Here is a 25412-nt window from a genome sequence, read left to right as displayed (position 1 = left end):
CGACGACGGTAACTCATATATGAGATAGCACCAACCAGGGAGAAGGAGGGTCCGGGCGTGTCGCGGTGGATCCGGGTCCGGTTCGGAGCCATGCGGCAGGATTGCGGCCATGCTCGCCACCACGATCCACGGTCCCGGTGACATCCGCGTCGAGGAGGTCCCGGACCCGACCATCAAGCGCCCCACCGACGCCATCGTGAAGGTGGTGGCGGGGTGCGTCTGCGGGTCGGACCTGTGGCCGTACCGGGGGGAGAACCCGATCCAGGCCGGCGCGACGATCGGGCACGAGTGCATCGGTGTCGTCGAAGAGGTCGGAGCCGACGTGACCGACTTCAAGTCGGGCGACTTCGTGATCGTGCCGTTCTGCCACTGCGACAACACCTGCGCCCACTGTCGGGCCGGCGTTCAGTCGGCCTGCGTCAACCTCGGCATGACCAGCAGCGGCCAAGGGGAGTTCGCCCGGGTCGGACAAGCCGACGGCAGCCTGGTGGCGACCGACGGCGTCCCCGATCCCGAGCTGCTGCCCTCGCTGCTCGCGCTGACCGACGTGATGCCGACCGGGTGGCACGCCGCGGTCTCCGCCGGTGTGACGGAGGGCGGGTCCGTGGTGGTGGTCGGCGACGGAGCCGTCGGGCTGTGCGGGGTCCTCGCGGCGTCGGTCATGGGCGCCGAGACGATCATCGCGATGTCGCGCCACGAGGACCGGCAGCAGCTCGCCAGCGCGTTCGGGGCGACCCACGTGGTCGCCGCTCGCGGCCGTGAGGGCGCTGCGGCCGTCAAGGAGATCACCGGGGGAGTGGGTGCGGACGCCGTGCTGGAGTGCGTCGGCACCGACCAGTCGATGAGTACGGCGTTCGCGGTCGCCCGCCCGGGAGCGACGGTCGGCTTCGTGGGAGTTCCCCACGGCGTCGAGCTGCCGGTCGGGAAGATGTTCCAGAAGAACGTGGGACTGCGGGGCGGGATCGCGCCGGTGCGGCGCTACCTCCCCGAGCTGCTGGACCTCGTGCTGCAGGGGCGGATCGACCCGGGCCGGGTCTTCGACGTGACGATGCCGCTCGCCGAGGCGCCGGAGGCCTACCGGGCCATGGACGAGCGGCGCGCGATCAAGGTGCTGCTGCAGCCCTAGTTCGAGGTCGGCTGATCGGGGTCACCGGTCGGCGCGTCGGGGACGTCCTGCTCGACCATCTCGATCACGACGTCGCCCTGGGTCAGGGTCAGCGTGTCGCCGTCGAGCACGGCGGCCGGACCGGAGCCGAGGAACTCGGTGACCCACGCGTCCTGCTCGTTGCGCCCGTCGGGGCAACCCATCTCGGTGCCGCCCATGTCGCTCGCGATGAGCGTGTCGTCGTCGACCGCCACGGTGCCGAAGAGATGGTTGCAGCCGGCGTCGGCCGACAGCTCCTCGCCCTTGAACCCGAGCCTGATCCGGGTGTCGTCGACCAGCTCGTGGCCATCGACCCGCACCGACGCGAACACGCGGCCGTCCAGGTCGGCGAGGGAGAGGGTGGCGGCCGGCGCGTCGTCCGCCATCGTCGTCGGATCCTCGTCGCCGCACGACGAGAGAGTCAGGGCGAGGAGGGCGGCCGCAGCCAGCAGAGTCGTCTTCACACCGATCGGACGTCGAGCCACCCGGTCAGGTTCCCACACCTCGCGCGACATCGCCGAGGATCGCCGCCAGCTCGGTGGGGCGCGACCACATCGGCCAGTGACTAGTCGGCAGCTCGACCCAGGTGAGGTCGCTCAGCTCGGTCACCCCGGCGAGGAACGGGTAGCCCTCGGCGGCACCCTCGCGGTACTGCTCGGCGGTGAAGGCGGTGCAGATGATGGTGCTCGGCACCGAGAGCCGGTCGTCGTTGCCGAACGTCCACTCACCCCGGAGGAGGTCGCCGGGTTCCGGGACCGCCCGCTCGCGGAACCGGACCAGCTGCGTCTCGGAGATGCCGTCGAGGTTCTCGTCGAGCTCCTCCCACGTCGGCGGAAGGGGCATCTCGACCCCGTCGAACTCCGGGTTCATCGCCCCCTTGCCGGGCGCGGTGTCGACGTAGACCATCGCCGCGATCTGCTCGGGGATCCGGTCGGTGGCCGCGTAGCCGGGCATCCCGGCGCCGCTGTGGACGACCAGCACGACCGGCGGCCCGGCGGCGGTGACCGCATCGCAGATGGCGGAGACGTGGTCGGCGAAGGTGACCGCGGAGCGGTCGGCGGCTGCCGAGTCGAGGCCGGGCAACGTGACGGGGTGGACGTCGTGGCCCTGCTGCCGCAGCTCGGCCGCGACCTCGTCCCACGCCCAGGCGCCGAGCCAGAAGCCGGGGACCAGCACGATCGGTGGTGTCGTCATGCGGCCAACGTAGACGCGGACGCCGACAGCGAGGCTCAGGCGGCCTGGCCGGGCAGCACGACCGGAGGGCAGTCACACCGGTCGCCACAGGGGAGATAGGTGTGGATGCCGTGGCCGCAGCTCGGGCAGGGCAGGTCGTGCGACAAGTGCGTCACCGTCGTGGCGGTGAGGGTGTCGTTCCACATGTCCAGCACCTCGTTTCCTGCGTCGTTCCCGTTGTTGATATCGACCAACTGTGCGGTTCCGAGTCATCGCTCTCGCAGAGTCATTCGTCCTCAGGACCTATGACGTTAGGTGTCTGATACGCGGGACTTCCACGGAATCCGGAGGTTCCGGCCCGAAGACTTCGCGCCGTGGTCCGAAATGACCAGCGTGCGTGCGGCGGAAGGATCGTGTGTGCGGTGGAAGGGATGGTGTTCGATGGCTGCGTGGATCGACCGCGCGCAAACCGGCGTAGCCCAGCGCAATGGGCGTTCTTGCGGACCACCCGGGCCTGTCGGCTCTGGGTGACGGCGGCGGTGGTGGCCGCGCTCGTGGTCCCGGTGCTGCTCGTTCCGCTGGGGCAGGGGAGCACCGCGGACTCGTGGGTGCTGACCGGCCTGCTGCTGATCGGGCTGTCGGTGCTCAACGTCGAGATCGGGCGGCTCCTCGAGGGCGGCAGGTCCGACAACCAGCGCCCGCACAAGGGACTCTCGGCCTGGGCGTTCGCGAGCGCGTTGCTGCTCCCGACCTGGTGGCTGGTGCCGATCGTCGCGTTCACCTACGCCCACGCGTGGTGGCGCGGCCTGCGGGTGACGCCCTGGAAGTGGGTCGGGTCGGCCGCCTACGTCGTGCTCGCCGCGTCAGCCGCGGCCGTCACCGCCCACCTCGTGATCGGCGACGAACCGGACCTCATGCACGGCAGCGGTCTGGTCGGCCTGGTCGGTGTGCTGGCGGCCGCGGCGGCGTTCCTCGCCGTCGAGACGGTGATGTTCCACGGCAGCGCCTACCTGAACCACCAGGACGACGAGGTCTGGCTCCGCCAGACGCTCCGCACCGCGTCCTTCTACCTCACCGAGGCGGGCGTGCTGCTCGTCGGCGGGCTGTCAGCCGCGATCTGGACGGGAGGCGGCTGGTTCGTCCTGCTGCTGGCGCCGGTCTACCTGATCACGCAGCGGGCCGCCCTGCACGAGCCGCTGCGCGAGCGCGCCGACCAGGACGAGAAGACCGGGACGCTCCGGTTCGAGTCCTGGCGCCGGCTGGCGATCCTCGGCTCCGAACGGTGCCAGCGTCGCCGGCAACCGTGGTCGGTGCTCTTCGCCGACCTCGACCACTTCAAGGCGTTCAACGACGCGTGGGGCCACCTGGTCGGTGACGACGCCCTGGTCGCGGTTGCCCAGGCCATCCGCGCCGAGCTGCGCAGCGACGACATCCTGGGGCGCTTCGGCGGCGAGGAGTTCTGCATCTTCCTGCCCGGCGTCACTGCCGAGGAGGCGCTGCGGGTCGCCGAGCGGATCCGGTGCGGTGTCTCCTCCTCCTCGATCCCTCGAGCCGCGCCAATCACGATCAGCATCGGTCTCGCGGCCGTCGCCCCCGAGGACGACCCGATCGAGTTCGTCTCGGTCCTCACGGCTGCTGATCGGGCGCTGTTCCAGGCCAAGCACGACGGCCGCAACCGCACCAGCCTGGTGACCGTCGACGCTGCGTGACCCCGCGTGACCGCTCGTGACCCCGCGTGGGCCAGCGCGACGACCCGGGCACGGCGGTCGTTCGCGAGGCCGACTAGCCCATCCTGACCACGCGACCTGTGGACGAGAGCAGGGCGAGGTTTGCCCCCACTGTGCGCGAGCATGAAGTGCATCACCACTGAAGGGGGCGAGCACCATGGGGGCAGGATCGTCGTACGACGCAGGACCTGCAGGTGGGCCGGAGGGTCTGGGGGCCGCCGGCTGCGGGTTTCCTACGTGTGAGGGTGAGTCGATCACCGATCACGGGATGTGCGAGGTCCACCGCCGAGTGGCGATCTCGCGAACCGGGTCCTGGCTCGAGGCCGGCTGACCTAGTCTGCGGGTCATGGCGACCCGTGTCCGGTTCGCGAGCAGCACGGGCCCGATGCTCGCGGGACTGATCGACGAGCCCACACCCCCCGTACGGGGGTGGGGGCTGTTCGTCCACGGCTTCACGCTGGGCAAGGACTGTCCGGCTGCCGCTCGGATCTGCAAGCAGCTCGCGAGCGACGGCGTCGGCATGCTCCGCTACGACAACCTCGGCCTCGCGGACTCCGAGGGTGACTGGGGCGACGGGTCCTACACCCAGAAGGTCGCCGACACCATCCTGGCCGCCCGCTTCATGGCCGAGCGCGGGACGCCGATCGACCTGCTGGTCGGTCACTCCCTGGGTGGCGCGGCAGCGCTCTCGGCCGCGGCCGGTGCGGAGACGCGGGCCGTGGTGTCAATCGGCGCGCCCATCCAGCCGGCGCACGCCGAGCTCCAGTACGACGCGCTGGTCGACCGAGTGATGGCCGACGGGCACGCCGAGTGGCTGGTCGGGGGGCGGGCGCTGACGCTGCGGCGGGCCTTCGTGGAGGACATGCGGCGGGCCGATCTGCGGGAGTCCATCCGGACCCTGCGCCGGCCGTTGCTGGTGATGCACTCGCCGACCGACAACACGGTCGGCATCGCCAACGCCAGCGAGATCTTCCGCACCGCGCGGCACCCCCGCAGCTTCGTGTCCCTCGAGGGGTCCGACCACCTGCTCACCAAGCCCGGCCAAGCGCAGCGCGCGGGGCGGATCATCTCGGCCTGGGCCGACCAGTACCTCATCGACTGACCCGACCTGGCCCGCCCTGGCCCGCCCTGGCCCGATCTGGCCGATCTGGCCCGATCCGCCCCGTGTCACTGGGCGGTGTCGACGCGCCGTGGCACGATCGGGGACGTGGGCACCGTCGACGAGCAGCACCTGCGTGACCTCGCGCTGCTGCGCCGCGTCCGTGACCGGATCGACCGCGAGTACGCGCAGCCGCTCGACGTGGAGGCGCTCGCGCGGGGCGTGAACATGTCGGCCGGCCACCTCAGCCGCCAGTTCCGCCAGGCCTACGGCGAGCCGCCGTACTCCTACCTGATGACCCGCCGCATCGAGCGGGCCATGGCGCTCCTGCGGCGCGGCGATCTGAGCGTGACCGACGTCTGCTTCGCCGTCGGCTGCTCGTCGCTCGGCACGTTCAGCACCCGCTTCGCCGAGCTCGTCGGGGTGTCGCCCAGCGTCTATCGTCGCGAGTCCGCGCGAGCGACGGAGGGGATGCCGTCGTGCGTCGCGAAGCAGGTGACCCGGCCGGTCAGGAGTCGCGAGGCGGCGGGCCGCAGCGACGTCGCCTGACAAACCCGCCTGACAAACCCGCCTGACAAACCCGGCTGGGACGCCCGGCTGCCGCATGTCGAGATCCGACCGTGGTGGGACGACAACGCGCAGTGGACACGCGAGCATGCCCGCATGGGTGATCTCAGCGGCCGTACCTTCCTCGTCTCCGGCGCCAACACGGGCATCGGCAAGGAGACCGCGCGCTCGCTGGCGGGGCGCGGCGCCCGGGTGGTGCTGGCGGGGCGGTCGGAGGAGAGGACCCGCGCCGCGATGACTGAGATCGCCGACGAGACGGGCAACAGCGACCTCGACTACCTGCGGCTCGACCTCGGCGACCTGGCGTCGGTGCGCTCCGCCGCCGAGACGTTCCTCGCCGGCGGTGAGCCGCTGCACGTGCTGATCAACAACGCCGGCCTCGCCGGCGCGCGGGGGATGACCGAGAGCGGGTTCGAGCTGGCGTTCGGCACCAACCACGTCGGGACGTACCTGTTCACCGAGCTGCTGCGCGACCACATCGTGGCCAGCGGCCCGGGCCGGATCGTCAACGTCGCCAGCACCGGCCACTACCGCCCGAAGGGCATCGACTGGGACGCCGTCCGCCAGCCGACGGTGACCCGCACTGCGTTCGACGAGTACTGCGTGTCGAAGCTGGCGAACGTGCTGCACGCCCAGGAGCTCGGCCGGCGTCTCGAGGGCACCGGCGTCACGACGTACTCCCTCCATCCCGGGACGATCGCCTCGGACGTGTGGCGCGAGGTGCCGTTCGGACTCCGGCACGTGATGAAGCTGTTCATGAAGTCCACCGAGGACGGTGCGCGTACGTCGCTGTACTGCGCCACCTCGCCCGACGTCGCCGATCACACCGGCCGCTACTACGACAACCGGCGGGAGAAGCAGCCGTCGAAGGTGGCCACCCCGGAGCTCGCGGCCGAGCTGTGGGAGCGCACCGAGGCGTGGGTCGGCTCCACGAAGGGAGCGTGAGCTGACGTGCCTCGCGGAATCGCGGTCGTCGTCGGTCTCGTCATGATCGCGGCCGGCACGCTCTTCACCCTCCAGGGTCTCGGGTACGTCGGCGGCAGCGTCATGACCGACGTCGACTTCTGGGCGATCGCCGGCCCGGCCATCGCCGGACTGGGCGTGGCCGTGATCATCGTGGGGCTGCGCCGCGGCGAGCGCTGAGCCCCAGGTCGATCAGGAATCGAGAAGCACGGGGATGCCCGCCGCCCGTAGCGTGGCGGCCATGGACATCACGATTCACTCCAGCTTCCTCCCGCACACCGATCCCGAGGCGTCGCTGGCCTTCTACCGCGACACGCTGGGCTTCGAGCTGCGCCTCGACGTCGGCTACGAGGGCATGCGGTGGCTCACCGTCGGTCCGGTCGGCCAGCCCGACACCAGCATCGTGCTGCACCCACCGTTCGCGGCTCCGGGGATCACCGACGAGGAGAAGCGGACGGTCGCCGAGATGATGGCGAAGGGCACCTATGCCAGCCTGCTGCTCGCCACGCCCGACGTCGACGCGACCTTCGAGAAGGTGCAGGCGAGCGACGCCGAGGTGGTGCAGGAGCCGACCGACCAGCCGTACGGCGTCCGCGACTGCGCGTTCCGCGACCCGGCCGGCAACATGGTGCGGATCCAGCAGGTATAGATACTGCTCATGGCCCCCACCTCGACAGCCAACCCGTCGTCAGCCAGCCCCTCGTCAGACAGCCACGACCTGATCCGCGTCCAGGGCGCCCGCGAGAACAACCTCAAGGACGTCGACATCGAGCTTCCGAAGCGCCGGCTCACGGTGTTCACCGGGGTCTCCGGCTCCGGCAAGAGCTCGCTGGTGTTCGGCACCATTGCCGCGGAGTCGCAGCGGCTGATCAACGAGACCTACTCCACCTTCGTCCAGGGGTTCATGCCGTCCCTGAACCGGCCCGACTACGACGTGCTCGAGGGCATCACCCCCGCGATCGTCGTCGACCAGGAGCGGATGGCGGCCAATGCGCGGTCGACGGTCGGCACCGTGACCGACGCGAACGCCATGCTCCGGGTGCTCTTCAGCCGGCTGGGTTCGCCGTACATCGGGCCGCCGACGGCGTTCTCGTTCAACGTCCCGACCCGCAAGGCGAGCGGCGTGATGCAGACGGAGAAGGCCGGCGGCAAGGTCGAGAAGAACGTCGTCCGCCAGGCGATCTACCTCGGCGGCATGTGTGCGGAGTGCGAGGGTCGCGGCACGGTCTCCGACCTGGACCTCACGGCGATCATCGACGAGAGCAAGTCGCTCGTCGACGGCGCGATCCTGGTGCCGGGCTACACCGCCGACGGCTGGATGGTGGCGCCCTACAAGGTGGTCGTGCCGCCCGACGTTCCGATCAAGGACTTCACCCCTGCACAGCGTGAGGAGCTGCTCCACGCGGAGCCGCGCAAGGTCAAGGTCGAGAAGATCAACATCACCTACGAAGGCCTGATCCCGAAGATCCGCAAGTCGATGTTCAGCAAGGACGTCGACTCGCTGCAGCCGCACATCAGGGCGTTCGTCGAGCGGGCCGCCGTCTTCACGGCGTGCCACGCGTGCGACGGCACCCGGCTCAACGAGTCGGCACGGTCGTCGAAGATCAAGGGCATCTCCATCGCCGACGTGTGCGCGATGCAGATCACCGACGCCGCCGAGTGGATCCGCAGCGTCGACGACCCCGGTGTCGCTCCGCTGGTCGGCTCCCTGCTCCACCTGTTCGACTCGTTCGTCGAGATCGGGCTCGGCTACCTGTCCCTGAACCGGCCGTCGGGCACGCTGTCGGGTGGCGAGGCGCAGCGCACGAAGATGATCCGCCACCTCGGGTCTGCCCTGACCGACGTCACCTACGTCTTCGACGAGCCGACGGTCGGCCTCCACCCCCACGACATCCAGCGGATGAACACCCTGCTCCTCAGCCTGCGCGACAAGGGCAACACCGTCCTCGTCGTCGAGCACAAGCCCGAGACGATCGCGATCGCCGACCACGTCGTCGACCTCGGCCCCGGCGCCGGCACGTCGGGCGGCGCGGTCTGCTTCGAGGGCAGTCTCGAGGGGCTGCGGGGGAGTGGCACGCTGACCGGACGGCACCTCGACCACAAGGCCGCCCTCAAGGAGTCGGTCCGGACCGCGACCGGCGCGATCGAGATCCGCGGCGCCGACGCCAACAACCTCCGCGACGTCGACGTGGACGTCCCGCTGGGCGTGCTCTGCGTCGTCACCGGCGTCGCCGGCTCCGGCAAGAGCTCGCTGATCCACGGCTCGCTGGTCGCCGGGGGAGAGGCCGAGGGTGCCGGTGTCGTGGTGGTCGACCAGGGAGCGATCAAGGGCTCGCGGCGGAGCAACCCGGCGACGTACACCGGACTTCTCGAGCCGATCCGGAAGGCCTTCGCGAAGGCCAACGGGGTGAAGCCCGCGCTGTTCTCGTCGAACTCCGAGGGCGCCTGTGAGTCGTGCAACGGCAACGGGATGATCTACACCGAGCTCGGCTTCATGGAGACGGTGGCGACCGTGTGCGAGGACTGCGGCGGCAAGCGGTTCCAGGCCGGGGTCCTCGAGCTGCGCTTCGGCGGGCTCAACATCGCCGAGGTGCTCGACCTGGCAGTGGCCGATGCCCTCGACTTCTTCTCGTCGGGTGAGGCCAAGACGCCCGCCGCGGCTGCGATCCTCGCGCGACTGAAGGACGTGGGACTCGGTTATGTCAAGCTGGGCCAGCCGCTCAACACCCTGTCCGGGGGAGAGCGGCAGCGGCTCAAGCTGGCCACCCACCTGTCCGACAAGGGCGGCACCTACGTGCTCGACGAGCCGACCAGCGGCCTGCACCTCGCCGACGTCGACAACCTGCTCGAGCTGCTCGACCGGCTGGTCGACTCCGGCAAGTCGGTGATCGTCATCGAGCACCACCAGGCCGTGATGGCTCACGCCGACTGGATCATCGACCTCGGGCCCGGAGCCGGCCACGACGGCGGCGAGGTGGTCTTCGAGGGCACGCCCGCCGAGCTGGTCGCGAAGCGGTCGACACTCACGGGTGAGCACCTGGCGGCGTACGTCGGGGGCTGATGCGACCGGCTGTCGGTGGTCAGCGCGACGATCGAGGTATGAGCCGCACGATCCAAGTGACCTTCGACGCCCACGACCCGCGGGCGCTGTCGACCTTCTGGCGCGACGTGCTCGACTACGTGCACCCGGCGCCGCCGGGGGTCGACCTGCCGGCCGGCGCCGACCCGCTCGCGGCCTGGGACGACTTCCTCGAACGCGCTGGCGTGCCGCCGGAGCGTCGCAACGCAGCGTCCGGGATCGAGGATCCCGACGGCGTGGGCCCACGGCTGTTCTTCCAGCAGGTCCCGGAGAGCAAGGTCGCGAAGAACAGAGTGCATCTCGACGTCCGGGTCGCGCCCGGGCTGGAGGGGGATCAGCGGATGGCCGCCCTCGAGGCGGAGTGCGACCGCTTGGTCACCCTCGGGGCCAGCCGGCTCCGGCGATTCGAGCCGGAGCCGCCGATGAGCGCCGGCTTCATCGTGATGGCCGACCCCGAGGGCAACGAGTTCTGCCTGGACTAGCGACGGCGCTCGTCGTACTGCGTTAGTCGTCCCGAGCTAGTAGTACAGGCGCCGGGTGCCGTTGATCGGCACCAGGTTCAGGATCAGGCCGACGACGATCAGGATCGCTCCGATGGTCGTGAGGACCGGGATCGAGGCCAGCAGCCCGATCACGAGAAGGACGATTCCGAGGATCACCATTGTTCGACTCCGTTCGGTGGGGTGTTCGATGTGGTGTTCGATTGGCCGAGACTGGAAGTTCAGGTACCCGGCCGCGGCCGGCCCATCCCTGGTGCCTGCGCCCGAGCTCGCTCGCTACGGTTCGGTGCCATGACGTTGTCGCAGCAGCTGCTCGCCGAGGAGACCCGCCCGGCCGTCGTCGCCGCCCTGGTGCAGGTCGTCCGCCAGGAGGTGGCGGACAAGAGGGGGATCTCCGCCGTTGCGCTGAAAGCCGGGTACGCCGGCGCGACCACCGTGGTGCCCAACCTGGTCGAGCGAGTCCTGGAGCGCTTGCTGCCGGAGTTCGCCCGCGCTCTCGATCCCCTCTGGGACGGGTTCCTGGCCGCCGACGACACGGAGTTCGGGTCCTACCTGGCCGCCCACGGCCGAGCCGCCTCGTCCGCCCTGCTCGGCGTCACCGACACTAGGGTCGCCGCCAGCTCGAACGAGCCGGTGAAGAAGGCGTACCGAGCGGTCCGTGGGAAGGCCGACGGTCACGTCGAGGCGGCCCTGCCGCGCCTCGGGGCCACCCTCCAGCGCCACGCGCCGGCCGGCTGACGCGCTCGGGCGCGTCGAGTTGCGCTCACCTGGATGTTGTAAGTACAGTCGGTTACTCAACATACAAAGACTGTCTACTTAATCGTCAAAGGGCGTACCTGCCATGTGGATCCTCGCTGCGTTCGCCCTTGCCGGCGGGCTCGCCCAGTTCGTCGACGGCACCCTCGGAATGGGGTTCGGTGTCACGTCGGCGACCGTTCTCCTCTACCTCGGCGTCGCGCCCGTCACGGCCAGCGCGGCGACCCACGCCGCGAAGCTCCCGACGACGCTGATCAGCGGCCTGTCCCACTGGCGCGAGGGGAACATCGACGGGCGGATCCTGCTCCGGGTCGCCCTGCCCGGGGCACTGGGCGGATTCCTCGGCGCGGTGGTGCTGACCAACATCAGCCTGGCGTCCGCGAAGGGCTGGATGGCCGGGCTGCTGGTGTTCTTCGGCCTGGTGATCTTCGCGCGGTTCGGCTTCGGCCTGCGCCTGATCCCGACACCCAGGAACGGTCACACCACCCGCTGGCTCGCGCCGATCGGCGTGGTCGGCGGGTTCGTCGACGCCACCGGGGGAGGCGGCTGGGGTCCGGTCGTCACACCGAGCCTGATGACGGTCACCCAGCACGAGCCCCGCAAGGTGGTCGGCACCACCAACGCCGCCGAGTTCGTGGTGGCGGTCTCGGTCTCCAGCGGGTTCCTGACCGGCGCCGCCCAGCACGGCATCCCGTGGCTGCCGGTCCTCGGCTTGGTCATCGGAGGCGTGATCATGGCGCCGGTCGCGGCACGCCTGGCCGGTCGGATGCCGCACCGTCCGATGGGTGCCCTGGTGGGCGGCCTGGTCGTCCTGGTCAACGGCGTCACCATCATCGCCGCCCTGGGCGGCGTGCCGCTCTGGCTGGACTGGACCCTCTTCGCCGGCGGCGTCATCGTCCCGTCGGTCGTGGCCTACCGGTCGTGGCAGGAGGAGAAGGCGGAACGCCTCGACGAGGCGCCGGTGCCGGTGGGCTAGAAGCCCTGCTCAGGCGATCCAGGCAGGGGAGACCGGCTCACCCGGAACGCCGGCCGAGATCGGAGAAGCCACCCCGTCGGCCGCACCGCTGACCACGAACACGGCGCCGACCTCGGTGCTCACCTGCCGCTGACTCCCGGCGGGAAGGACCAGGGTGTCGCCGACCGAGAGGTGGACGACCTCGGTGTCGACGGCGATGGTCGCCGCGCCGTCGAGCAGGTGCCACGCCTGCTCGACGTCGAAGGCGTGCCAGGGGCCGCACTGACCGGCGCGCATGGTGGCGCGCCACAGGCTCAGCGTCGTCGTGCCGCCCTGCGTGGGCGACGCCAGGGTCGTCATCACCGCGTTCGGGGTCTCGGTGACGCGCGTGTCCGAGCTGGCGATCCTGACGGCGGGCATGGTGACTCCCAGAAGTAGACAAAGCGGTTGTCTATTACCATAGATGCCTCGATCCGATATCGTCAACATAGTTGTCGATCTGGAATGGTTGTCGATCTGGAGGTGCCTCGATGAGCGAACCTGGATGGCGCGTCGTCCTTCTGCTCGCCGCCGCGTTCCGGGACTCCGTCGACGCGCTCCATGCCGAGCTCGAGGAGCAGGGCCATCCCGAGTCTCGACCGCTGCACGGGTTCGCGCTTCAGGCGATCGGCCCCGACGGGTGCACCATCAACGACCTCGGCCAGCGTCTCGGCGTGTCGAAACAAGCAGCAGCCAAGACCGCGGTCGGCCTCGAGCGGGCTGGGTACGTCGCCCGGGATTCAGTGCCCGGCGACCGCAGAGCGGTGCTGTTGCGTCGCACAGCCCGCGCCGACGACCTCCTGGCCGCCAGCGCTGCCGGCTTCGAGCACGTCATGGAGCGCTGGCGCCGCCAGCTGGGCACAACACGCTTCGACGCCACGGTGGAGGCGCTGACAGAGGTGGCCGGAGACCGACCCGTCGGCGACCTTCCCGGGTGGTTGTTGAATAGCCGATAAGTGACATTATGTCAGATAGTTCAGAGAGAGGCCGTCCCCTGCGCCTCCTCGGCGATGACCGGCTGCCGAAGAATCGTGCGCTGCTTCTCGGGCGCCACGCGGCGGAAGTCGCTCAGGTAGATCTCATGGTGCTTTCCGGTCATGTGCATCCCTTGGGACGGGATGAAGTCGTCGTGCAGCTGCGCGAGCACCGCGGCTTCGTCGTCGAAGGATCCGACGTGCAGCGTCTGCACGCACCGGCCCTCCGCGAGGTCCTCCAGGCGGACGTCGTCGATCCGGGTCGGCGGGTTCTTCGTTCGTGCCTGCTCGACCGCGGCGGCGAACATGGTGCGGGAGAGCCAGCTGGGAACCATCAGCAGCAACGTCCAGTCCCATCGTGCCTTGTCGCGTGAGGTCGTGAACGTCGTCATGTCGTCGGCCCACCAGAGGGCCTCCAAAGGCGGTACCACGTAGTCGCGAAGGAGGTCTTGCTTGCTGGCGAACTTGAGCTTGTACGCCACGGGATACGCGGTTTCGATCGCCGCGGCGAATGCCGGGGACGTGTTGGGATCACCGTGGCCATCGATCATGAGGTACTGCATCGTGGGCACGTCCACGATGCTGAACGCACCGCGTGGCGCGCGGTACGTGTCGAGGGTCTTCTTGAAGTCGACCTTGCCTGTCATCGCGCCAAGTCTGTCGCAAGGCAGTCTCGCGCCGCGACCGTGCCTGCGACCTAGGGTGGGTGCATGAAGGCGAACGACGACCACGTCAGCGTCCGCTACCTCGTCGACGACGTCGACGAGGCGGTGGCGTTCTACACGACGCATCTCGGATTCACGCTGGACATGAGCGCCGCGCCAGCCTTCGCCGACGTACGACGCGGTCTGCTGCGACTGCTCCTCTCCGGCGCCGCCAGCTCCGGTGCCCGGGCCACTCCTCCTGACCTGGCATCGGAGCCCGGCCGGAACCGGATCCATCTCGTCGTCGACGACATCGAGGCCGAGGTCGCGCGGCTGGGCGACGCCGGCCTGACCTTCGTCAGCGACCTGGTGTCCGGGCCTGGCGGCAGCCAGATCCTCCTGCAGGACCCGTCGGGCAACCTCGTCGAGATCTTCCAGCCTGCGGCACGCTCAAGGCTGACATAACGTCAAAGCTGCTGGAGTGCCGGCAGGACGTCGGCGCAGACCCGTTCGGTCCAGGCCACCGGATCGTCGCCATGGGGCGTCAGCGTGACCAGCTCGATCCCGAGCGCGGCGTACTGCCCCATCAAGGCCACGAAGGCATCGACGTCGAGCAACGGGTCGGCTGGCAGGATCATCGTCTTCCGGATCGCGTCGTAGTCGGTGCCGAGCGTGTCGCAGTGCCCGCGGAGCACCGACAGCTTGTGGTCCATCACCTCCGGGGTCTCACCGAAGATGTTGCACCACTGGGCGTACTGCGCGACGAACCTCAGCGTCTTCCGCTCCCCCGCTCCCCCGATCATGATCGGCGGGTGCGGCCGCGCCAGCGGCGGCGGGACGCAGACCGTCTCGGCCAGCCGGAAGTGCGCGCCGTCGTACGCCCCGTCGTCGTCGCTCCACATCTGCAGGCAGATCTGCAGCGTCTCCTCGAGCCGTTCGAACCGCTGTGCCGTCGGCGGGAAGGGTACGCCGAGCCCGACGTGCTCGCGCTCGTACCAACCCGCGCCGATCCCGAGCAGCGCCCGGCCGCCGGACAACCGGTCGAGGGTGGTCACGGTCTTGGCCAGCAGGCCCGGATGGCGGTACGTGCCCCCGGTCACCAGGGCGCTGAGCCGGATCGTGTCGGTGAGCGCGGCGACGTGAGCCAAGGACAGGTAGGCCTCGAGCATCGGCTCCGGCGGGCCGCCCATGTTCTCCATCTGGAACCAGTGGTCCATGACGGTGAAGAGCTCGGCTCCCCCGGCCTCGGCCGCCTGCGCCGTGGCGCTCAACTGCTCGGTCAGCCGGGTGTCCCACCCTGGGTAGGAGAAGTTCGCGTAGTGCACGCCGAGTTCCACAGAGCCCACCGTACGCAGGTCGGCAACCCGCGGGTGTCTACGATGCCCGTCATGCGTTCTCCCTCGTTCAGCCGAGCCGCCCTGTCGGCCGCGACCCTCGCCCTCGTCCTCGGACTCGCTGCCTGCGGCGAGGACGACCCGAAGGAAGCAGCCGACGACGGGGCGGAGGTCGAGGGAACGTCGTGCACCTACGCATCCGACGGCACCGACGCCGGGGTGGACCTTCCGCCGGAGACGGCGACGGCCAGCGGTGAGGTCGGCGTGACCATCGAGACCACCATCGGTGAGTTCCACCTGACCCTCGACAGCGACCGCACCCCGTGCACGACCAACTCGATCACGTCGCTGGTCGAGCAGGGCTTCTACGACGGCACGACCTGCCACCGGATGACCGTCAGCCCGGGCTTCGAGGTGCTCCAGTGCGGCGACCCGACCGGCACCGGCGGCGGCGGTCCGGGCTACACGATCCCGGCGGAGTTCGACGGCACCGAGACCTACCCGGCCGGCACGCTCGCCATGGCTCGTGCGACCGACCCCGACAGCGGCGGATCGCAGTTCTTCATCTGCTTCGGCGACACGCAGCTCAGCCCGGAGTACACCGTCTTCGGCACCGTCGACCAGGCCACGGTCGACGCGATCGCCACGGCCGCCGAGGCCGGAGTCACTCCGGTCATGGGGCCTGAGGACGGCACGCCGAACACCGAGATCACCTTCGAGACGGCCACGCTGGACTGAGGTCCGGGCCGAAGGTTCAGAGCGGGAAGGTCACGCTGCTGAGCTTCTCGGAGATGTCCCACAGGCGGCGACCGAGCTCGGCGTCCTCGGCGCGCTTGCTGCGCCGGGCCGCCGACGGCCAGCCGTGCAGCTCGAGCCGTCCGTGCGGCCCGATGTAGGTGTCACCGGGGATGTCCATGGTCGCGGCGTAGACGGTGCAGAGGGCGCCCCGCCACGCCGGCATGCTCACCAGCCGCGACCCGTGGTAGCCGATCCAGGTGAGGACCGGGTTGCCGGAGCCCCCGGTGATGTTGGTCGACGACGCCCCCGGATGGGCGCCCACCGCCCGCACCGACGACCCGGCCGCGGTCAGCCTGCGCTGCAGCTCCGACATGAAGAGCAGGTCGGCGAGCTTGGACTGCGAGTAGGCCGCGAAGGCCCGGTAGGGACGGCGCTCCCAGGTGAGGTCGTCCAGGTCGAGGGTGCCGCGCCGGTGCTCGCGGGAGCTGGTCACGACCACCCGGTCGCGGATCCGCGGGAGCAGCAGGTTGGTCAGGGCGAAGTGGCCGAGGTGGTTGGTGGCGAAGTGGGTCTCGACCCCGTCGTTGGTCAGGCCGAAGGGCGCGCCCAGGACGCCGGCGTTGTTGACCAGCACGTCGATGCCGTCGTACTCCTCGAGCAGCGCGTCCGCGAACGCGCGCACCGACGAGAGGTCGGCGACGTCGAGCCGGCGTACGACGACCCGGCCAGCGTCGTAGCCCGGCACCTGGCGGGCAGCCGCCTCAGCCTTCTCGAGGTTCCGGCACGCCAGCACCAGCTCGGCTCCGCGCGATCCGAGGATCCGCGCGGCCTGGAACCCGACGCCGCTGTTGGCGCCGGTGATGACGATCCGCCGCCCCTGCTGGGGCGGCACGGCAATCCACGGTCGCATGGCGCAAGACTAGGGTGAGTGCTCGTGACGAGGTGGCGGAGCCTGACCAGGGACGAGTCGATCCAGCGCGGCGCCCAGCTCTCCGTGACGTCGTACGACGTGCGCCTCGACCTGGCGCTCGACGACACCACGTTCGGGTCGGTCACCACGATCCGGTTCGAGGCGACCGGTGGCGAGACGTTCGTCGACGTCAAGCCGGTCGCTCTGCGCCGCGCGACCCTCGACGGCGCCGACCTCGCCACGGATGCGCTGGCGCAGGGCCGGCTGCCGCTGACCCTGTCGGCCGGCAGCCACGAGCTCGTCGTCGAGGCGACGATGCCGTTCCGCAACGACGGAGAGGGCCTGCACCGCAGTGTCGACCCCGCCGACGGACTCCAGTACGTCTACGGCATGTCGTTCATGGACGCGGCGCCGACGGTGTTCGCGTGCTTCGACCAGCCCGACCTCAAGGCGCCGTACACGATGCACGTGCGGGCTCCTGCCGACTGGCTCGTGGTCGGCAACGCGCGGGCCGAGGAGGTCGGCTCCGACGACGCGGTCCGCGAGTGGCGGCTGGGCCCCACTCCCCCGCTCTCGACGTACTTCGTCACCGTCGTCGCCGGTCCCTACCACCGGATCGACGCCGAGCACGACGGCATCAGGCTCTCCCTCAGCTCTCGGCAGAGCCTGGCGGCCACCCTCGACCGGGAGGCCGGCGAGCTGTTCGCCCTCACCGGGCAGAGCTTCGACGAGCTGCACCGGCTGTTCGGCATCCGCTACGCGTTCGGCGACTACCACCAGGCGTTCGTCCCGGAGTTCAACGCGGGGGCGATGGAGAACCCGGGTTGCGTCACGATCCGCGACCCCCTTCTCTTCGACCGGCCGAGCTCGCGGGCCGAGCGGTCCGTCCGCGCGGCCCTCATCGCGCACGAGATGGCGCACCAGTGGTTCGGCAACCTGGTGACCCCGCAGTGGTGGGACGACCTCTGGCTCAACGAGTCGTTCGCCGAGTACATGGGCTACCGCGTCGTCGCCTCGGCGACGCCGTACGTCGACGCCTGGGTCGACCAGTCCTACGCCCGCCGGGTCTGGGGGCTGGAGGCCGACCAGCGGCCGACCACCCATCCGGTCGCCGGCAACGGCGCGGTCGACGCGCTCGCGGCGCTGCAGGACTTCGACGGCATCTCCTACGCCCGCGGGTCCAACGTGCTGCGGCAGCTCGCCGAGCGGCTCGGCGACGACGTCTTCCTGGCCGGCGTGCGCGACCACTTCGAGCGACACCGGTTCGGCAACGCCACCATGCACGACCTCTTCGACAGCTGGGGCCGCGCGGGTGCGGGCGACCTCGACGGCTTCATCGAGGACTGGCTGCTGACCCCCGGTCCGGACGTGCTCACCCTCGACCGCGCGGCAGCGGTCGTACGACGGACGCCGCCCGCCACGTTCCCGGCGGACCGCCGCCACCAGCTCGTGGTCGCGGTCCACGGTCCCGACGGCTGGACCCGGACGCCGCTCGAGCTGACCGGCGCCGAGACCCCGCTGATGCCGGTCGCACCGGGTGCGCCCGTGCTCCTCGACGCCGACGAGACGACGTGGGCCGTGTGCCCACCGGACCCGGTGACCCTGGCCGCGCTGCCGCAGCTGGCGCCGACGCTCGACCCCCAGTTGCGCGCGACGATGTGGAACAGCGTCCGCCTCGGCTTCTCGAACGCCGTCGTCGACCCGGCTGCGGTCGCCGACCTGTTGGCGGTCGCGCCACCGGTCGAGGACACCGACGACACGGCCCGCCACCTGATGCCGTGGGTGCTCAGGGCCGTCGTGCCGCTCGCCCCGCCGGGCACGCTCGACCGGCTCCGCCTCGGACTTCAGGCCGCGGTGACACGCACCGAGCCGGGGTCCGAGCTCCGCCACTCGGCCTTCCGCTCGCTGGTCTCGACCAGCAGCGACCCCGACCGTCTCGCCGCCTGGGGTGCCGGCGACGGGCTGCCCGAGGGCGTCGATCTCGACCCCGACCTGGGGTGGCGGATCCGGGTCCGTCTCGCGGAGCTCGGCGCCACCACCCTGGCCGAGCTGGACTCGGCGCTCGAGCAGGCCCGCACCGGGCACGCCCTGGTGTCGCACGCTCGCGCCGTGGCGTCGCTGCCGACGCCCGAGGGCAAGGAGTTCGCCTGGGACCGGCTGCTCGGCCGGGTCCCGGCGGCGATGTACGAGATCGATGCGGCGGGTGCCGGGCTCTGGAGGCCGGACCAGCAGGACGTGACCCAGCCCTACGTGTCGGCGTACTTCGAGTGCCTGCCGGCAGTGGTGGCCCACCACCAGGGCTGGGTGCAGGCGGTGGCCGTCGAGGCGTTCTTCCCCATCAGTCACCTCGATGACGACACCGCGGCCCGGGCACGCGCGGCGCTCGACCTCGACCTGCCGCCGGCGGCGCTCCGGCGGCTGCGCGACCGCGTCGACGAGCTCGACCGCCGACGCGCCGTGGCTGCTGCCTACCCGACCGGACTCAGCCGGTAGGTCCCAGGTTTCGACGGACCCTGCTGATTGACTGGCTCCATCATGGAAACCATCGGTCTGCTCCTTCTCGGTCTCGTCGTCGGCGTCGTCCTCGGTGTCGTGGTCGGCTGGGTGGTTCGCGCCCGAACGACCCCGCCGGTCGCCGTCGGTGAGTCGCCGGAGGTCGTCGCCGCGCGCCACGACGCCGAGCTGCTGCGGGTGCGTCACGAGGCCGACCGCGCCCGTGGTGAGGTCGAGGCCGACCTCGCCGCCGCCCAGGCCACGGTCGACCAGCTTCGCCAGGCGCTCGACGCCGCGCGCGAGCAGCACCGCGAGCTGATCGCCGCCCAGCGGGCCCAGCAGCAGGAGCGCGAACAGGCCGAGAGCGGTCAGGTGCAGGTGCTCAAGACCCTCACCCCCGTCGTCGAGCACCTCCGCTCGATGCAGCGCAAGGTGGACGACCTGGAGAAGGCCCGGGCCGCCCAGCACACCGAGCTCGCCGCCCAGATCCGGCACACGCAGCACTCCGTCGAGGAGTCCCGCAAGGCGGCCGACACGCTCTCCTCGGTGCTCAAGAACAACGCCGTCCGCGGAGCGTGGGGCGAGACCCAGCTGCGCACCCTCGTCGAGACCGCGGGCCTGCTCAACCGGGTCGACTTCGACCTGCAGGCCACCGTCGAGGCCGACTCCGGCGACCGGCGCCCCGACATGGTGATCAACCTGCCGGGCAACAAGCAGATGGCGATCGACGCCAAGGCGCCCTACAACTCGTTCATGGACGCCCAGCGCGAGGGTCTGGAGCCGGAGGTCCGGCACCGGCTGCTCCTCGACCACGCCAAGAAGGTGCGCGGCCACGTCGACTCGCTCGCGCGCAAGGGCTACTGGACCGGTCTGCCGGTGAGCCCGGAGTTCACGGTCGCGTTCATCCCCAACGAGCAGCTGCTCAACGCCGCGCTCGAGGTCGACCCGTCCCTCATGGAGCACGCGTTCGGCCAGGGCATCGTGCTGGCCACGCCGACCAACCTGTGGAGCATGCTCAAGACGGTCGCCTTCACCTGGAAGCAGGAGGCGTTGACCGAGGACGCCCAGGCGCTGTTCGACCTCGGCCAGGTGCTCTACCGCCGGATCGCGAAGCTCGCCGAGCACGTCGACAAGCTCGGCCGCTCGATCCAGCGCAGCGTCAAGGACTACAACACCTTCACCGGCTCGTTGGAGCGCTCGGTGCTGCCGGCCGCGCGCAAGCTCAACGCGGCCGAGCCGCTGTCGTCGATCCCCGCGCCGAGCCCGATCGAGGAGGCGCCGCGGGCGCTCACCAGTGCGGACTTCGAGGTGATCGCCGACCTCGAGCGCGACGAGCTGCTGCTCGAGTTCGAGTCCGACACCGTCGACGCCCAGGTCGTGGAGGACGATCGCAAGCATGCCTGAGCAGTCCTCGGTCGATCCGGTCTTTCTCGCGCTGCCCTACCGACGGCTCGGCGAGATCGCCCTCGCCAGGGCAGCCGAGCTGGGCGCCGACCACGCCGACTTCCGGTTCGAACGCATCCGGTCGCAGCGGATCCTGGTCCGCGACGGCGCACTCCAGGGCGCGGCCGACGCCGCCACCGTCGGGTTCGCGGTGCGGGTGATCCACGGCGGCGCCTGGGGATTCGCCGCGGGCGTGATCCTCTCCGACGACGAAGCGCGCCGCGTGAGCGAGACCGCCGTTTCGGTGGCCCGGGTCGCCGCCGCGATGACCACGACGCCGGTCGAGCTGGCGCCCGAACCGGTCCACGACGACGTCACCTGGGTGTCGGCCTACGACGTCGACCCGTTCGCCGTACCGACCTCCGACAAGACCGCCGTGCTCGCCGATTGGACCGTCCGCCTCTGCCGGGGCGCCGCCGTCGACCACGCCACTGCCTCGCTGTTGGCGGTGCAGGAGAACAAGTACTACGCCGATCTCGCCGGCACCCGCACGACCCAGCAGCGAGTGCGGCTCCAGCCGGGGTTCGAGGCGATGGGCGGCACGTCCGAGGTCTTCGACTCGATGGCGAGCATCGCCCCGCCGGTCGGACGCGGCTGGGAGTACGTCGTGGGCGGAGCGCCCGGCGCAGCCTGGGACTGGGACGCCGAGATCGACGAGGTCCCCGGACTGCTGGCCGACAAGCTCAAGGCGCCGACCGTCGAGGCCGGACGCTACGACCTGGTCATCCACCCGTCGAACCTCTGGCTCACCATCCACGAGTCCATCGGCCACGCCACCGAGCTCGACCGCGCGCTGGGCTACGAAGCCAACTACGCCGGCACCAGCTTCGCCACGCCCGACCAGGTCGGCACCCTTCGCTACGGGAGCCCGGTCATGAACGTCACGGGTGACCGCACCGTCGCCCACGGTCTCGCCACCATCGGCTACGACGACGACGGCGTGGCCACGCAGCAGTGGGACATCGTGCGCGACGGCACCCTCGTCGGCTTCCAGCTCGACCGGTCGATGGCCGCGCTGATGCCCGAGCTCGGCGTCGACGGGTCCGGCCGGTCCAACGGCTGCGCCTACGCCGACTCCCCCGGTCACGTCCCGATCCAGCGGATGGCCAACGTCTCGCTGCAGCCGGCGCCCGACGGCCCGAGCACCGACGAGCTGATCGGCCGGGTCGAGCGCGGGCTCTACGTCGTCGGCGACAAGTCGTGGTCGATCGACATGCAGCGCTTCAACTTCCAGTTCACCGGGCAGCGGTTCTTCCGCATCGTCGACGGCGCGCTGGCCGGGCAGGTCCGCGACGTCGCCTACCAGGCGACCACCACCGACTTCTGGGGCTCGATGGAGGCCGTCGGCGGTCCCGACACCTGGCTGCTCGGCGGCGCGTTCAACTGCGGCAAGGCCCAGCCGGGCCAGGTCGCTGCGGTCAGTCACGGCTGCCCCACGGCCCTGTTCCGCGATGTGCGGATCCTCAACACCACCGAGGAGGGCGGCCAGTGAGCCCGCAGGACCTCGTCGAGCACGCGCTCGCGTCCTCCACCGCCGACGACTGCGTGGTCATCGTCCGCGACACGACCAGCGCCAACCTGCGGTGGGCCAACAACACGCTGACCACCAACGGCCAGATGACAAGTCGGAGCGCGACCGTGGTGTCGTTCGTCGCCGCGGGCGACGGCGTGGCCGCTGGGTCGACAGGCGGCAGCGCGACCACCGCCGACGAGATCGCCGAGATCGTCCGCGCCGCCGACGCGGCAGCCCGAGCGGCCGGCCCCGCCGACGACGCCAACCCGTTGGTCAGCGACCGCACCTCCCCCGACTGGGCCGACCCCGCCGTCCCCACCGACATCACCGTCTACGACGACGTCGCCCCGGCGCTCGGTGACGCCTTCGGCCGGGCGGGAGCCGCCGGGCGGCTCCTCTACGGCTTCGTCGACCACTCCGTGACGACGACCTTCCTCGGCTCCAGCACCGGTCTCCGGCTGCGTCACGCGCAGCCGACCGGCCACTTCGCCTGCACGGCCAAGAGCTCCGACCTCACGACCAGCGCCTGGCTCGGCGCCGCGACCACCGACTTCTCCGACATCGACCCCCTCGCCCTCGACGACGAGCTCGCCCGCCGGCTGGCGTGGGCCGAGCGCCGGATCGACCTCCCGGCCGGGCGTTACGACACCATCCTCCCGCCCACCGCGATCGCCGACCTGATGGTCGACACCTACTGGTACGCCGGAGCCCGCGACGCCTGGGAGGGCCAGTCGGTCTACAGCCAGCGCCCCACCGGCACCCGGATCGGGCAGCAGGTCACGGCGCCCGGCGTCAACCTGGTCTCCGATCCCGCCGGCGACGGCGTCGCCTGTTCGCCGTTCTCCGTCGTCGCGGCTTCCGACTCCAACAGCTCGGTGTTCGACAACGGCCTGCCGCTCGGCCGGACGGAGTGGATCCGAGACGGTGAGCTCGCCGCCCTGGTGCAGTCCCGTCACACCGCCGCGATGACGCAGCAGCCCGCGACGCCGTACGTCGACAACCTGGTGCTGACGGTCGACTCCGGTGCCGGCACGATCGACGACCTCGTCGCCGGCACGGAGCGCGGCCTGCTGGTGACGTCGTTGTGGTACATCCGGATGGTCGACCCGCAGAGCCTGCTGCTCACCGGCCTGACCCGCGACGGCGTCTACCTGATCGACAACGGCGAGATCACCGCGGCCGTCAACAACTTCCGCTGGAACGAGAGCCCGATCGACCTGCTCAACCGGTTCAGCCACGCTTCCACCACCGTTCGCAGCTTCAGCCGCGAGTGGGGCGCCGACTACTTCCCGCGCACCGCCACGCCCGCCCTGCGGATCCCCGACTTCAACATGTCGAGCGTCTCGCAGGCGCTGTAGCCGTCAGGTGCGGGCGCCCTGGCTCGTCGCGGCGATGGCCGCGAGCGCCCGCGACCGACGCGTGCGGCTCGTCGTGGCCGCGACCGGCACCCCGGGCGGCAGGCCGTCGACCGCACCCGGCGGCGTGTGGAAGAGCCACAGCGAGAGGGTGCGGAAGCCGTCCCAGTCGCCGGCCGGCACCCGCAGGTACACCAGCTGCTGGTCGCCCTCGGCCGCCGTGCGGACCACCTCCATCCGCACCGGGGCAGCCCCCGGCAGCTCGAGCACGACCTCGTCCTGGTCGAGGGAGAACGTGGAGGGGAAGCAGGCGGCCGCACCGCCGACGGAGACGTCGAGGATCTCGCCCTCGGTGTCGTTCAGCACCACACCGGCGCGGATCCCGACCCGGTAGGCGTTGCGACGGGAGGTGGCGTAGGCCGGCGAGATGATCCGCCGCATGCCCAGCAGGAGCATGAGCGCGGCCATCACCAACCACGCCGCCGACGCCACACTGGCGCCGACGGTCGCCCGCCAGGGCACCAGACCCGCCAGCCCGGCGACGGCGTAGGCGAGCACGGCGACGACGACCAGGAGCAGGACCGTCAGGACCCGCGGCAGCCGCCCACGCGCCCGCCGTTCCGACCCGGCCTTGGGCGTCACATCGAAGGAGAGCGTGCGCCGGGTGAGCAGCCACCACAGGCAGGACAGGCCGACCGGGATCCGGAGCACGCGGAGCGCGAAGGCGGTCGTCAGCTGCAGGTGATGTCGGAACAGCCGGCGCAGGCCCCACACGCGCAGCACGAACATCGATGCGAAGACGGCGATGAAGATCCCGGCGCCGGCGGTCGAGGTCTGGGCGCCGGTGAGCAGGATCGTCGTCGGTACGGCGAACACCGCCACCGTGCCGACACCCTCGAGCCACCACAGCGAACCGGAGAGGTACTCGTAGTAGTTGTGCCACGACAGCCACCGCTTGGCCGCCCACAACCGCTCCTGGGACAGCACCTGCATGGCGCCGAGGCCCCACCGGCGGCGTTGCAGCAGGTACTGGTCCGGCGTCGCGGGCGCGAGCCCCACCGCCAGCGCCTGGTGGTGGTAGACGGTCTTCCAGCCCTTGCGGATCAGGCGCAGCGTCGTGTGCATGTCCTCGACGATCGTGTCGGTGGCCACGCCACCGACCTCGCGCAGCGCCCGGGTCCGCAGCAGCGAGGTGGACCCGCACCAGAAGGGGCCGGCGCCCTCGTGGTTGCGCGCCGCCATCAGCACGTGGAAGAACAACCCCTGCTCGCCGGTGACACCGTCGTCGTCGAACGCCCCGGCGTTGTAGAACTCCTGTGGTCCCTGGACCAGCGCCAGCTCGGGGTCGTCGAACCAGCCGAGCGTGGCGGTGAGGAAGTGCGGCAGCGGGACGTGGTCGCAGTCGAGGACCGCGATCACGTCGGCGTCGGGGGCGATCCCCTCCGCCGCCTCGCGCGCCATCAGGTCCAGGGCGTGGTTCATGTTGCCCGCCTTGGCATGGTTGTGGACCGGACGGGAGACGTAGCGGGCGCCGTACTCCCGGCACAGCTCCGCGACCCACTCGCGGTCGCCGTCGTCGAGCACCCAGGTCTCGTGAGCGGGTTGCAGCTCGCAGGCCGCCGCGATGGTCGGCGCGATCACCTCGACCGGCTCGTTGTAGGTGGGGATGAACACGGCGACCCGGAAGTCGGCGGGCAGCTCGGTCACGGTTCGCGGGGCGCGGCTGTCGATGTTCCACAGCGTGAAGAGCCGGACCGACAGGCCGGCCAGGGGCAGCGCCTCGAACCCGATCAGGATCCAGGCCGCCGTCCGGTCCCAGCCCTCGGGAGGCAGGGTGGAGGTGATGCGCCAGGTCAGGTAGGCGAGCAGGGCCGCGATGGCGGTCAGCCCCCCGACCCGCGCGAGGATCCGCGACCGGCGGGCTTCGGGCCCCGGAGGGTCGAGCGCATAGGCCCAGCCGGCCAGCCTCGCCCCGAACTCGAGACCCGCGCTCATACCGTTGTCCC

27 protein-coding genes are annotated in these 25412 nt (G+C 70.7%); 18 read left to right on the top strand and 9 right to left on the bottom strand.

Going from position 1 to position 25412, the window contains the following annotated elements:
* Positions 1–109: 109 nt before the first annotated feature.
* A complete protein-coding gene (locus H0488_RS02620; RefSeq protein ID WP_183097725.1) occupies positions 110–1126 on the top strand; it encodes a zinc-dependent alcohol dehydrogenase family protein in 1017 nt (338 codons plus the stop codon).
* On the opposite strand, the gene H0488_RS02615 is transcribed toward H0488_RS02620, so the two are convergent.
* From H0488_RS02615 to H0488_RS02605, 3 genes are read right to left on the bottom strand one after another with little or no spacing between them, the layout of a single operon-like run.
* Positions 1123–1629: an META domain-containing protein gene (locus H0488_RS02615; RefSeq protein ID WP_183097724.1), complete on the bottom strand. Its 507-nt coding sequence runs from the start codon at positions 1627–1629 to the stop codon at positions 1123–1125. The genes H0488_RS02620 and H0488_RS02615 overlap by 4 nt on opposite strands.
* 4 nt (positions 1630–1633) lie before the next feature.
* The gene (locus H0488_RS02610) at positions 1634–2338 is read right to left on the bottom strand and encodes an alpha/beta fold hydrolase (RefSeq protein ID WP_183097723.1); all 705 of its coding nucleotides are present in this window, start codon (positions 2336–2338) and stop codon (positions 1634–1636) included.
* A 35-nt stretch (positions 2339–2373) separates the two neighbouring features.
* Complete coding sequence (locus H0488_RS02605; RefSeq protein WP_183097722.1) at positions 2374–2523, bottom strand: hypothetical protein; 150 nt, start codon at positions 2521–2523, stop codon at positions 2374–2376.
* Between the two features lie 291 nt (positions 2524–2814).
* On the opposite strand from H0488_RS02605, the gene H0488_RS02600 reads away from it, so the two are divergent.
* From H0488_RS02600 to H0488_RS02565, 8 genes are all read left to right on the top strand, one after another.
* Entirely contained in the window at positions 2815–4026 is a 1212-nt protein-coding gene (locus H0488_RS02600) for a GGDEF domain-containing protein (protein WP_183097721.1), read from the top strand.
* Between the two features lie 364 nt (positions 4027–4390).
* Positions 4391–5146: an alpha/beta hydrolase family protein gene (locus tag H0488_RS02595; RefSeq protein ID WP_183097720.1), complete on the top strand. Its 756-nt coding sequence runs from the start codon at positions 4391–4393 to the stop codon at positions 5144–5146.
* A 105-nt stretch (positions 5147–5251) separates the two neighbouring features.
* Complete coding sequence (locus tag H0488_RS02590) at positions 5252–5692, top strand: helix-turn-helix transcriptional regulator (RefSeq protein ID WP_183097719.1); 441 nt, start codon at positions 5252–5254, stop codon at positions 5690–5692.
* A gap of 114 nt (positions 5693–5806) precedes the next feature.
* Positions 5807–6655, top strand: coding sequence for an SDR family oxidoreductase (locus tag H0488_RS02585; protein ID WP_183097718.1), 849 nt, complete (start codon positions 5807–5809; stop codon positions 6653–6655).
* 6 nt (positions 6656–6661) lie between these two features.
* Entirely contained in the window at positions 6662–6853 is a 192-nt protein-coding gene (locus tag H0488_RS02580; RefSeq protein ID WP_183097717.1) for a hypothetical protein, read from the top strand.
* A 61-nt stretch (positions 6854–6914) separates the two neighbouring features.
* Entirely contained in the window at positions 6915–7322 is a 408-nt protein-coding gene (locus H0488_RS02575) for a VOC family protein (RefSeq protein WP_183097716.1), read from the top strand.
* A gap of 9 nt (positions 7323–7331) precedes the next feature.
* Positions 7332–9734 carry an ATP-binding cassette domain-containing protein gene (locus H0488_RS02570; protein ID WP_183097715.1) on the top strand — a complete coding sequence of 801 codons (2403 nt, stop codon included), beginning with the start codon at positions 7332–7334 and terminating at the stop codon, positions 9732–9734.
* 38 nt (positions 9735–9772) lie between these two features.
* Positions 9773–10234 carry a VOC family protein gene (locus H0488_RS02565; RefSeq protein ID WP_183097714.1) on the top strand — a complete coding sequence of 154 codons (462 nt, stop codon included), beginning with the start codon at positions 9773–9775 and terminating at the stop codon, positions 10232–10234.
* A gap of 36 nt (positions 10235–10270) precedes the next feature.
* On the opposite strand, the gene H0488_RS02560 is transcribed toward H0488_RS02565, so the two are convergent.
* On the bottom strand, positions 10271–10414 hold the full coding sequence (locus H0488_RS02560) for a hypothetical protein (protein WP_183097713.1): 144 nt from the start codon (positions 10412–10414) through the stop codon (positions 10271–10273).
* A gap of 129 nt (positions 10415–10543) precedes the next feature.
* Here H0488_RS02560 and H0488_RS02555 point away from each other — a divergent pair, with 129 nt between their 5' ends.
* Both H0488_RS02555 and H0488_RS02550 read left to right on the top strand, forming a co-directional pair.
* Positions 10544–10990, top strand: a complete 447-nt coding sequence (locus tag H0488_RS02555; RefSeq protein ID WP_220794118.1) for a DUF6918 family protein — start codon at positions 10544–10546, stop codon at positions 10988–10990.
* A 103-nt stretch (positions 10991–11093) separates the two neighbouring features.
* Positions 11094–11984, top strand: coding sequence for a sulfite exporter TauE/SafE family protein (locus tag H0488_RS02550; RefSeq protein WP_183097712.1), 891 nt, complete (start codon positions 11094–11096; stop codon positions 11982–11984).
* A 9-nt stretch (positions 11985–11993) separates the two neighbouring features.
* On the opposite strand, the gene H0488_RS02545 is transcribed toward H0488_RS02550, so the two are convergent.
* Positions 11994–12383, bottom strand: a complete 390-nt coding sequence (locus tag H0488_RS02545; RefSeq protein ID WP_183097711.1) for a cupin domain-containing protein — start codon at positions 12381–12383, stop codon at positions 11994–11996.
* A 110-nt stretch (positions 12384–12493) separates the two neighbouring features.
* Between H0488_RS02545 and H0488_RS02540 the strand changes: the two genes are divergently transcribed.
* Positions 12494–12958 (top strand): MarR family winged helix-turn-helix transcriptional regulator, encoded by a 465-nt coding sequence (locus H0488_RS02540; RefSeq protein ID WP_183097710.1) that lies wholly within the window; start codon positions 12494–12496, stop codon positions 12956–12958.
* A 20-nt stretch (positions 12959–12978) separates the two neighbouring features.
* On the opposite strand, the gene H0488_RS02535 is transcribed toward H0488_RS02540, so the two are convergent.
* Positions 12979–13554, bottom strand: coding sequence for a GyrI-like domain-containing protein (locus H0488_RS02535; protein ID WP_312856183.1), 576 nt, complete (start codon positions 13552–13554; stop codon positions 12979–12981).
* 132 nt (positions 13555–13686) lie between these two features.
* Between H0488_RS02535 and H0488_RS02530 the strand changes: the two genes are divergently transcribed.
* Positions 13687–14085 (top strand): VOC family protein, encoded by a 399-nt coding sequence (locus H0488_RS02530; RefSeq protein WP_183097708.1) that lies wholly within the window; start codon positions 13687–13689, stop codon positions 14083–14085.
* Between the two features lie 2 nt (positions 14086–14087).
* On the opposite strand, the gene H0488_RS02525 is transcribed toward H0488_RS02530, so the two are convergent.
* Positions 14088–14957, bottom strand: a complete 870-nt coding sequence (locus H0488_RS02525) for a TIGR03560 family F420-dependent LLM class oxidoreductase (protein ID WP_183097707.1) — start codon at positions 14955–14957, stop codon at positions 14088–14090.
* Positions 14958–15008: 51 nt separating this feature from the next.
* Here H0488_RS02525 and H0488_RS02520 point away from each other — a divergent pair, with 51 nt between their 5' ends.
* Positions 15009–15692, top strand: a complete 684-nt coding sequence (locus tag H0488_RS02520; RefSeq protein ID WP_183097706.1) for a peptidylprolyl isomerase — start codon at positions 15009–15011, stop codon at positions 15690–15692.
* Positions 15693–15708: 16 nt separating this feature from the next.
* Here the strand turns inward: H0488_RS02520 and H0488_RS02515 are convergent, their stop codons facing one another.
* Positions 15709–16602 (bottom strand): oxidoreductase, encoded by an 894-nt coding sequence (locus H0488_RS02515; protein ID WP_183097705.1) that lies wholly within the window; start codon positions 16600–16602, stop codon positions 15709–15711.
* A 24-nt stretch (positions 16603–16626) separates the two neighbouring features.
* On the opposite strand from H0488_RS02515, the gene pepN reads away from it, so the two are divergent.
* The 4 genes from pepN to H0488_RS02495 are packed head-to-tail and all read left to right on the top strand — an operon-like array spanning position 16627 to position 23409.
* A complete protein-coding gene (gene pepN, locus H0488_RS02510) occupies positions 16627–19095 on the top strand; it encodes an aminopeptidase N (protein ID WP_312856182.1) in 2469 nt (822 codons plus the stop codon).
* A gap of 42 nt (positions 19096–19137) precedes the next feature.
* Positions 19138–20499, top strand: coding sequence for a DNA recombination protein RmuC (locus H0488_RS02505; RefSeq protein WP_183097703.1), 1362 nt, complete (start codon positions 19138–19140; stop codon positions 20497–20499).
* Positions 20492–22030, top strand: a complete 1539-nt coding sequence (locus tag H0488_RS02500; protein ID WP_183097702.1) for a TldD/PmbA family protein — start codon at positions 20492–20494, stop codon at positions 22028–22030. Before H0488_RS02505 ends, H0488_RS02500 begins: the two co-directional genes overlap by 8 nt.
* Positions 22027–23409, top strand: coding sequence for a metallopeptidase TldD-related protein (locus H0488_RS02495; protein WP_183097701.1), 1383 nt, complete (start codon positions 22027–22029; stop codon positions 23407–23409). Before H0488_RS02500 ends, H0488_RS02495 begins: the two co-directional genes overlap by 4 nt.
* A gap of 3 nt (positions 23410–23412) precedes the next feature.
* On the opposite strand, the gene H0488_RS02490 is transcribed toward H0488_RS02495, so the two are convergent.
* The gene (locus H0488_RS02490) at positions 23413–25401 is read right to left on the bottom strand and encodes a glycosyltransferase family 2 protein (RefSeq protein WP_183097700.1); all 1989 of its coding nucleotides are present in this window, start codon (positions 25399–25401) and stop codon (positions 23413–23415) included.
* Positions 25402–25412 lie beyond the last annotated feature (11 nt).

It is taken from the genome of Nocardioides pelophilus, assembly GCF_014180685.1.
GTDB classification, from domain to species: domain Bacteria; phylum Actinomycetota; class Actinomycetes; order Propionibacteriales; family Nocardioidaceae; genus Nocardioides; species Nocardioides pelophilus.
This window is presented reverse-complemented; position numbering and strand designations above follow the sequence as displayed.

Coding starts and splice junctions, on each gene's coding strand:
- H0488_RS02505 (WP_183097703.1), top strand. CDS start 19,138: ATGGAAACCATCGGTCTGCTCCTTCTCGGTCTCGTCGTCGGCGTCGTC.
- H0488_RS02530 (WP_183097708.1), top strand. CDS start 13,687: ATGAAGGCGAACGACGACCACGTCAGCGTCCGCTACCTCGTCGACGAC.
- H0488_RS02585 (WP_183097718.1), top strand. CDS start 5,807: ATGGGTGATCTCAGCGGCCGTACCTTCCTCGTCTCCGGCGCCAACACG.
- H0488_RS02595 (WP_183097720.1), top strand. CDS start 4,391: ATGGCGACCCGTGTCCGGTTCGCGAGCAGCACGGGCCCGATGCTCGCG.
- H0488_RS02575 (WP_183097716.1), top strand. CDS start 6,915: ATGGACATCACGATTCACTCCAGCTTCCTCCCGCACACCGATCCCGAG.
- H0488_RS02515 (WP_183097705.1), bottom strand. CDS start 16,602: ATGCGACCGTGGATTGCCGTGCCGCCCCAGCAGGGGCGGCGGATCGTC.
- H0488_RS02500 (WP_183097702.1), top strand. CDS start 20,492: ATGCCTGAGCAGTCCTCGGTCGATCCGGTCTTTCTCGCGCTGCCCTAC.
- H0488_RS02520 (WP_183097706.1), top strand. CDS start 15,009: ATGCGTTCTCCCTCGTTCAGCCGAGCCGCCCTGTCGGCCGCGACCCTC.
- H0488_RS02605 (WP_183097722.1), bottom strand. CDS start 2,523: ATGTGGAACGACACCCTCACCGCCACGACGGTGACGCACTTGTCGCAC.
- H0488_RS02490 (WP_183097700.1), bottom strand. CDS start 25,401: ATGAGCGCGGGTCTCGAGTTCGGGGCGAGGCTGGCCGGCTGGGCCTAT.
- H0488_RS02555 (WP_220794118.1), top strand. CDS start 10,544: ATGACGTTGTCGCAGCAGCTGCTCGCCGAGGAGACCCGCCCGGCCGTC.
- H0488_RS02620 (WP_183097725.1), top strand. CDS start 110: ATGCTCGCCACCACGATCCACGGTCCCGGTGACATCCGCGTCGAGGAG.
- H0488_RS02550 (WP_183097712.1), top strand. CDS start 11,094: ATGTGGATCCTCGCTGCGTTCGCCCTTGCCGGCGGGCTCGCCCAGTTC.
- H0488_RS02545 (WP_183097711.1), bottom strand. CDS start 12,383: ATGCCCGCCGTCAGGATCGCCAGCTCGGACACGCGCGTCACCGAGACC.
- H0488_RS02565 (WP_183097714.1), top strand. CDS start 9,773: ATGAGCCGCACGATCCAAGTGACCTTCGACGCCCACGACCCGCGGGCG.
- H0488_RS02540 (WP_183097710.1), top strand. CDS start 12,494: ATGAGCGAACCTGGATGGCGCGTCGTCCTTCTGCTCGCCGCCGCGTTC.
- H0488_RS02560 (WP_183097713.1), bottom strand. CDS start 10,414: ATGGTGATCCTCGGAATCGTCCTTCTCGTGATCGGGCTGCTGGCCTCG.
- H0488_RS02570 (WP_183097715.1), top strand. CDS start 7,332: ATGGCCCCCACCTCGACAGCCAACCCGTCGTCAGCCAGCCCCTCGTCA.
- H0488_RS02610 (WP_183097723.1), bottom strand. CDS start 2,338: ATGACGACACCACCGATCGTGCTGGTCCCCGGCTTCTGGCTCGGCGCC.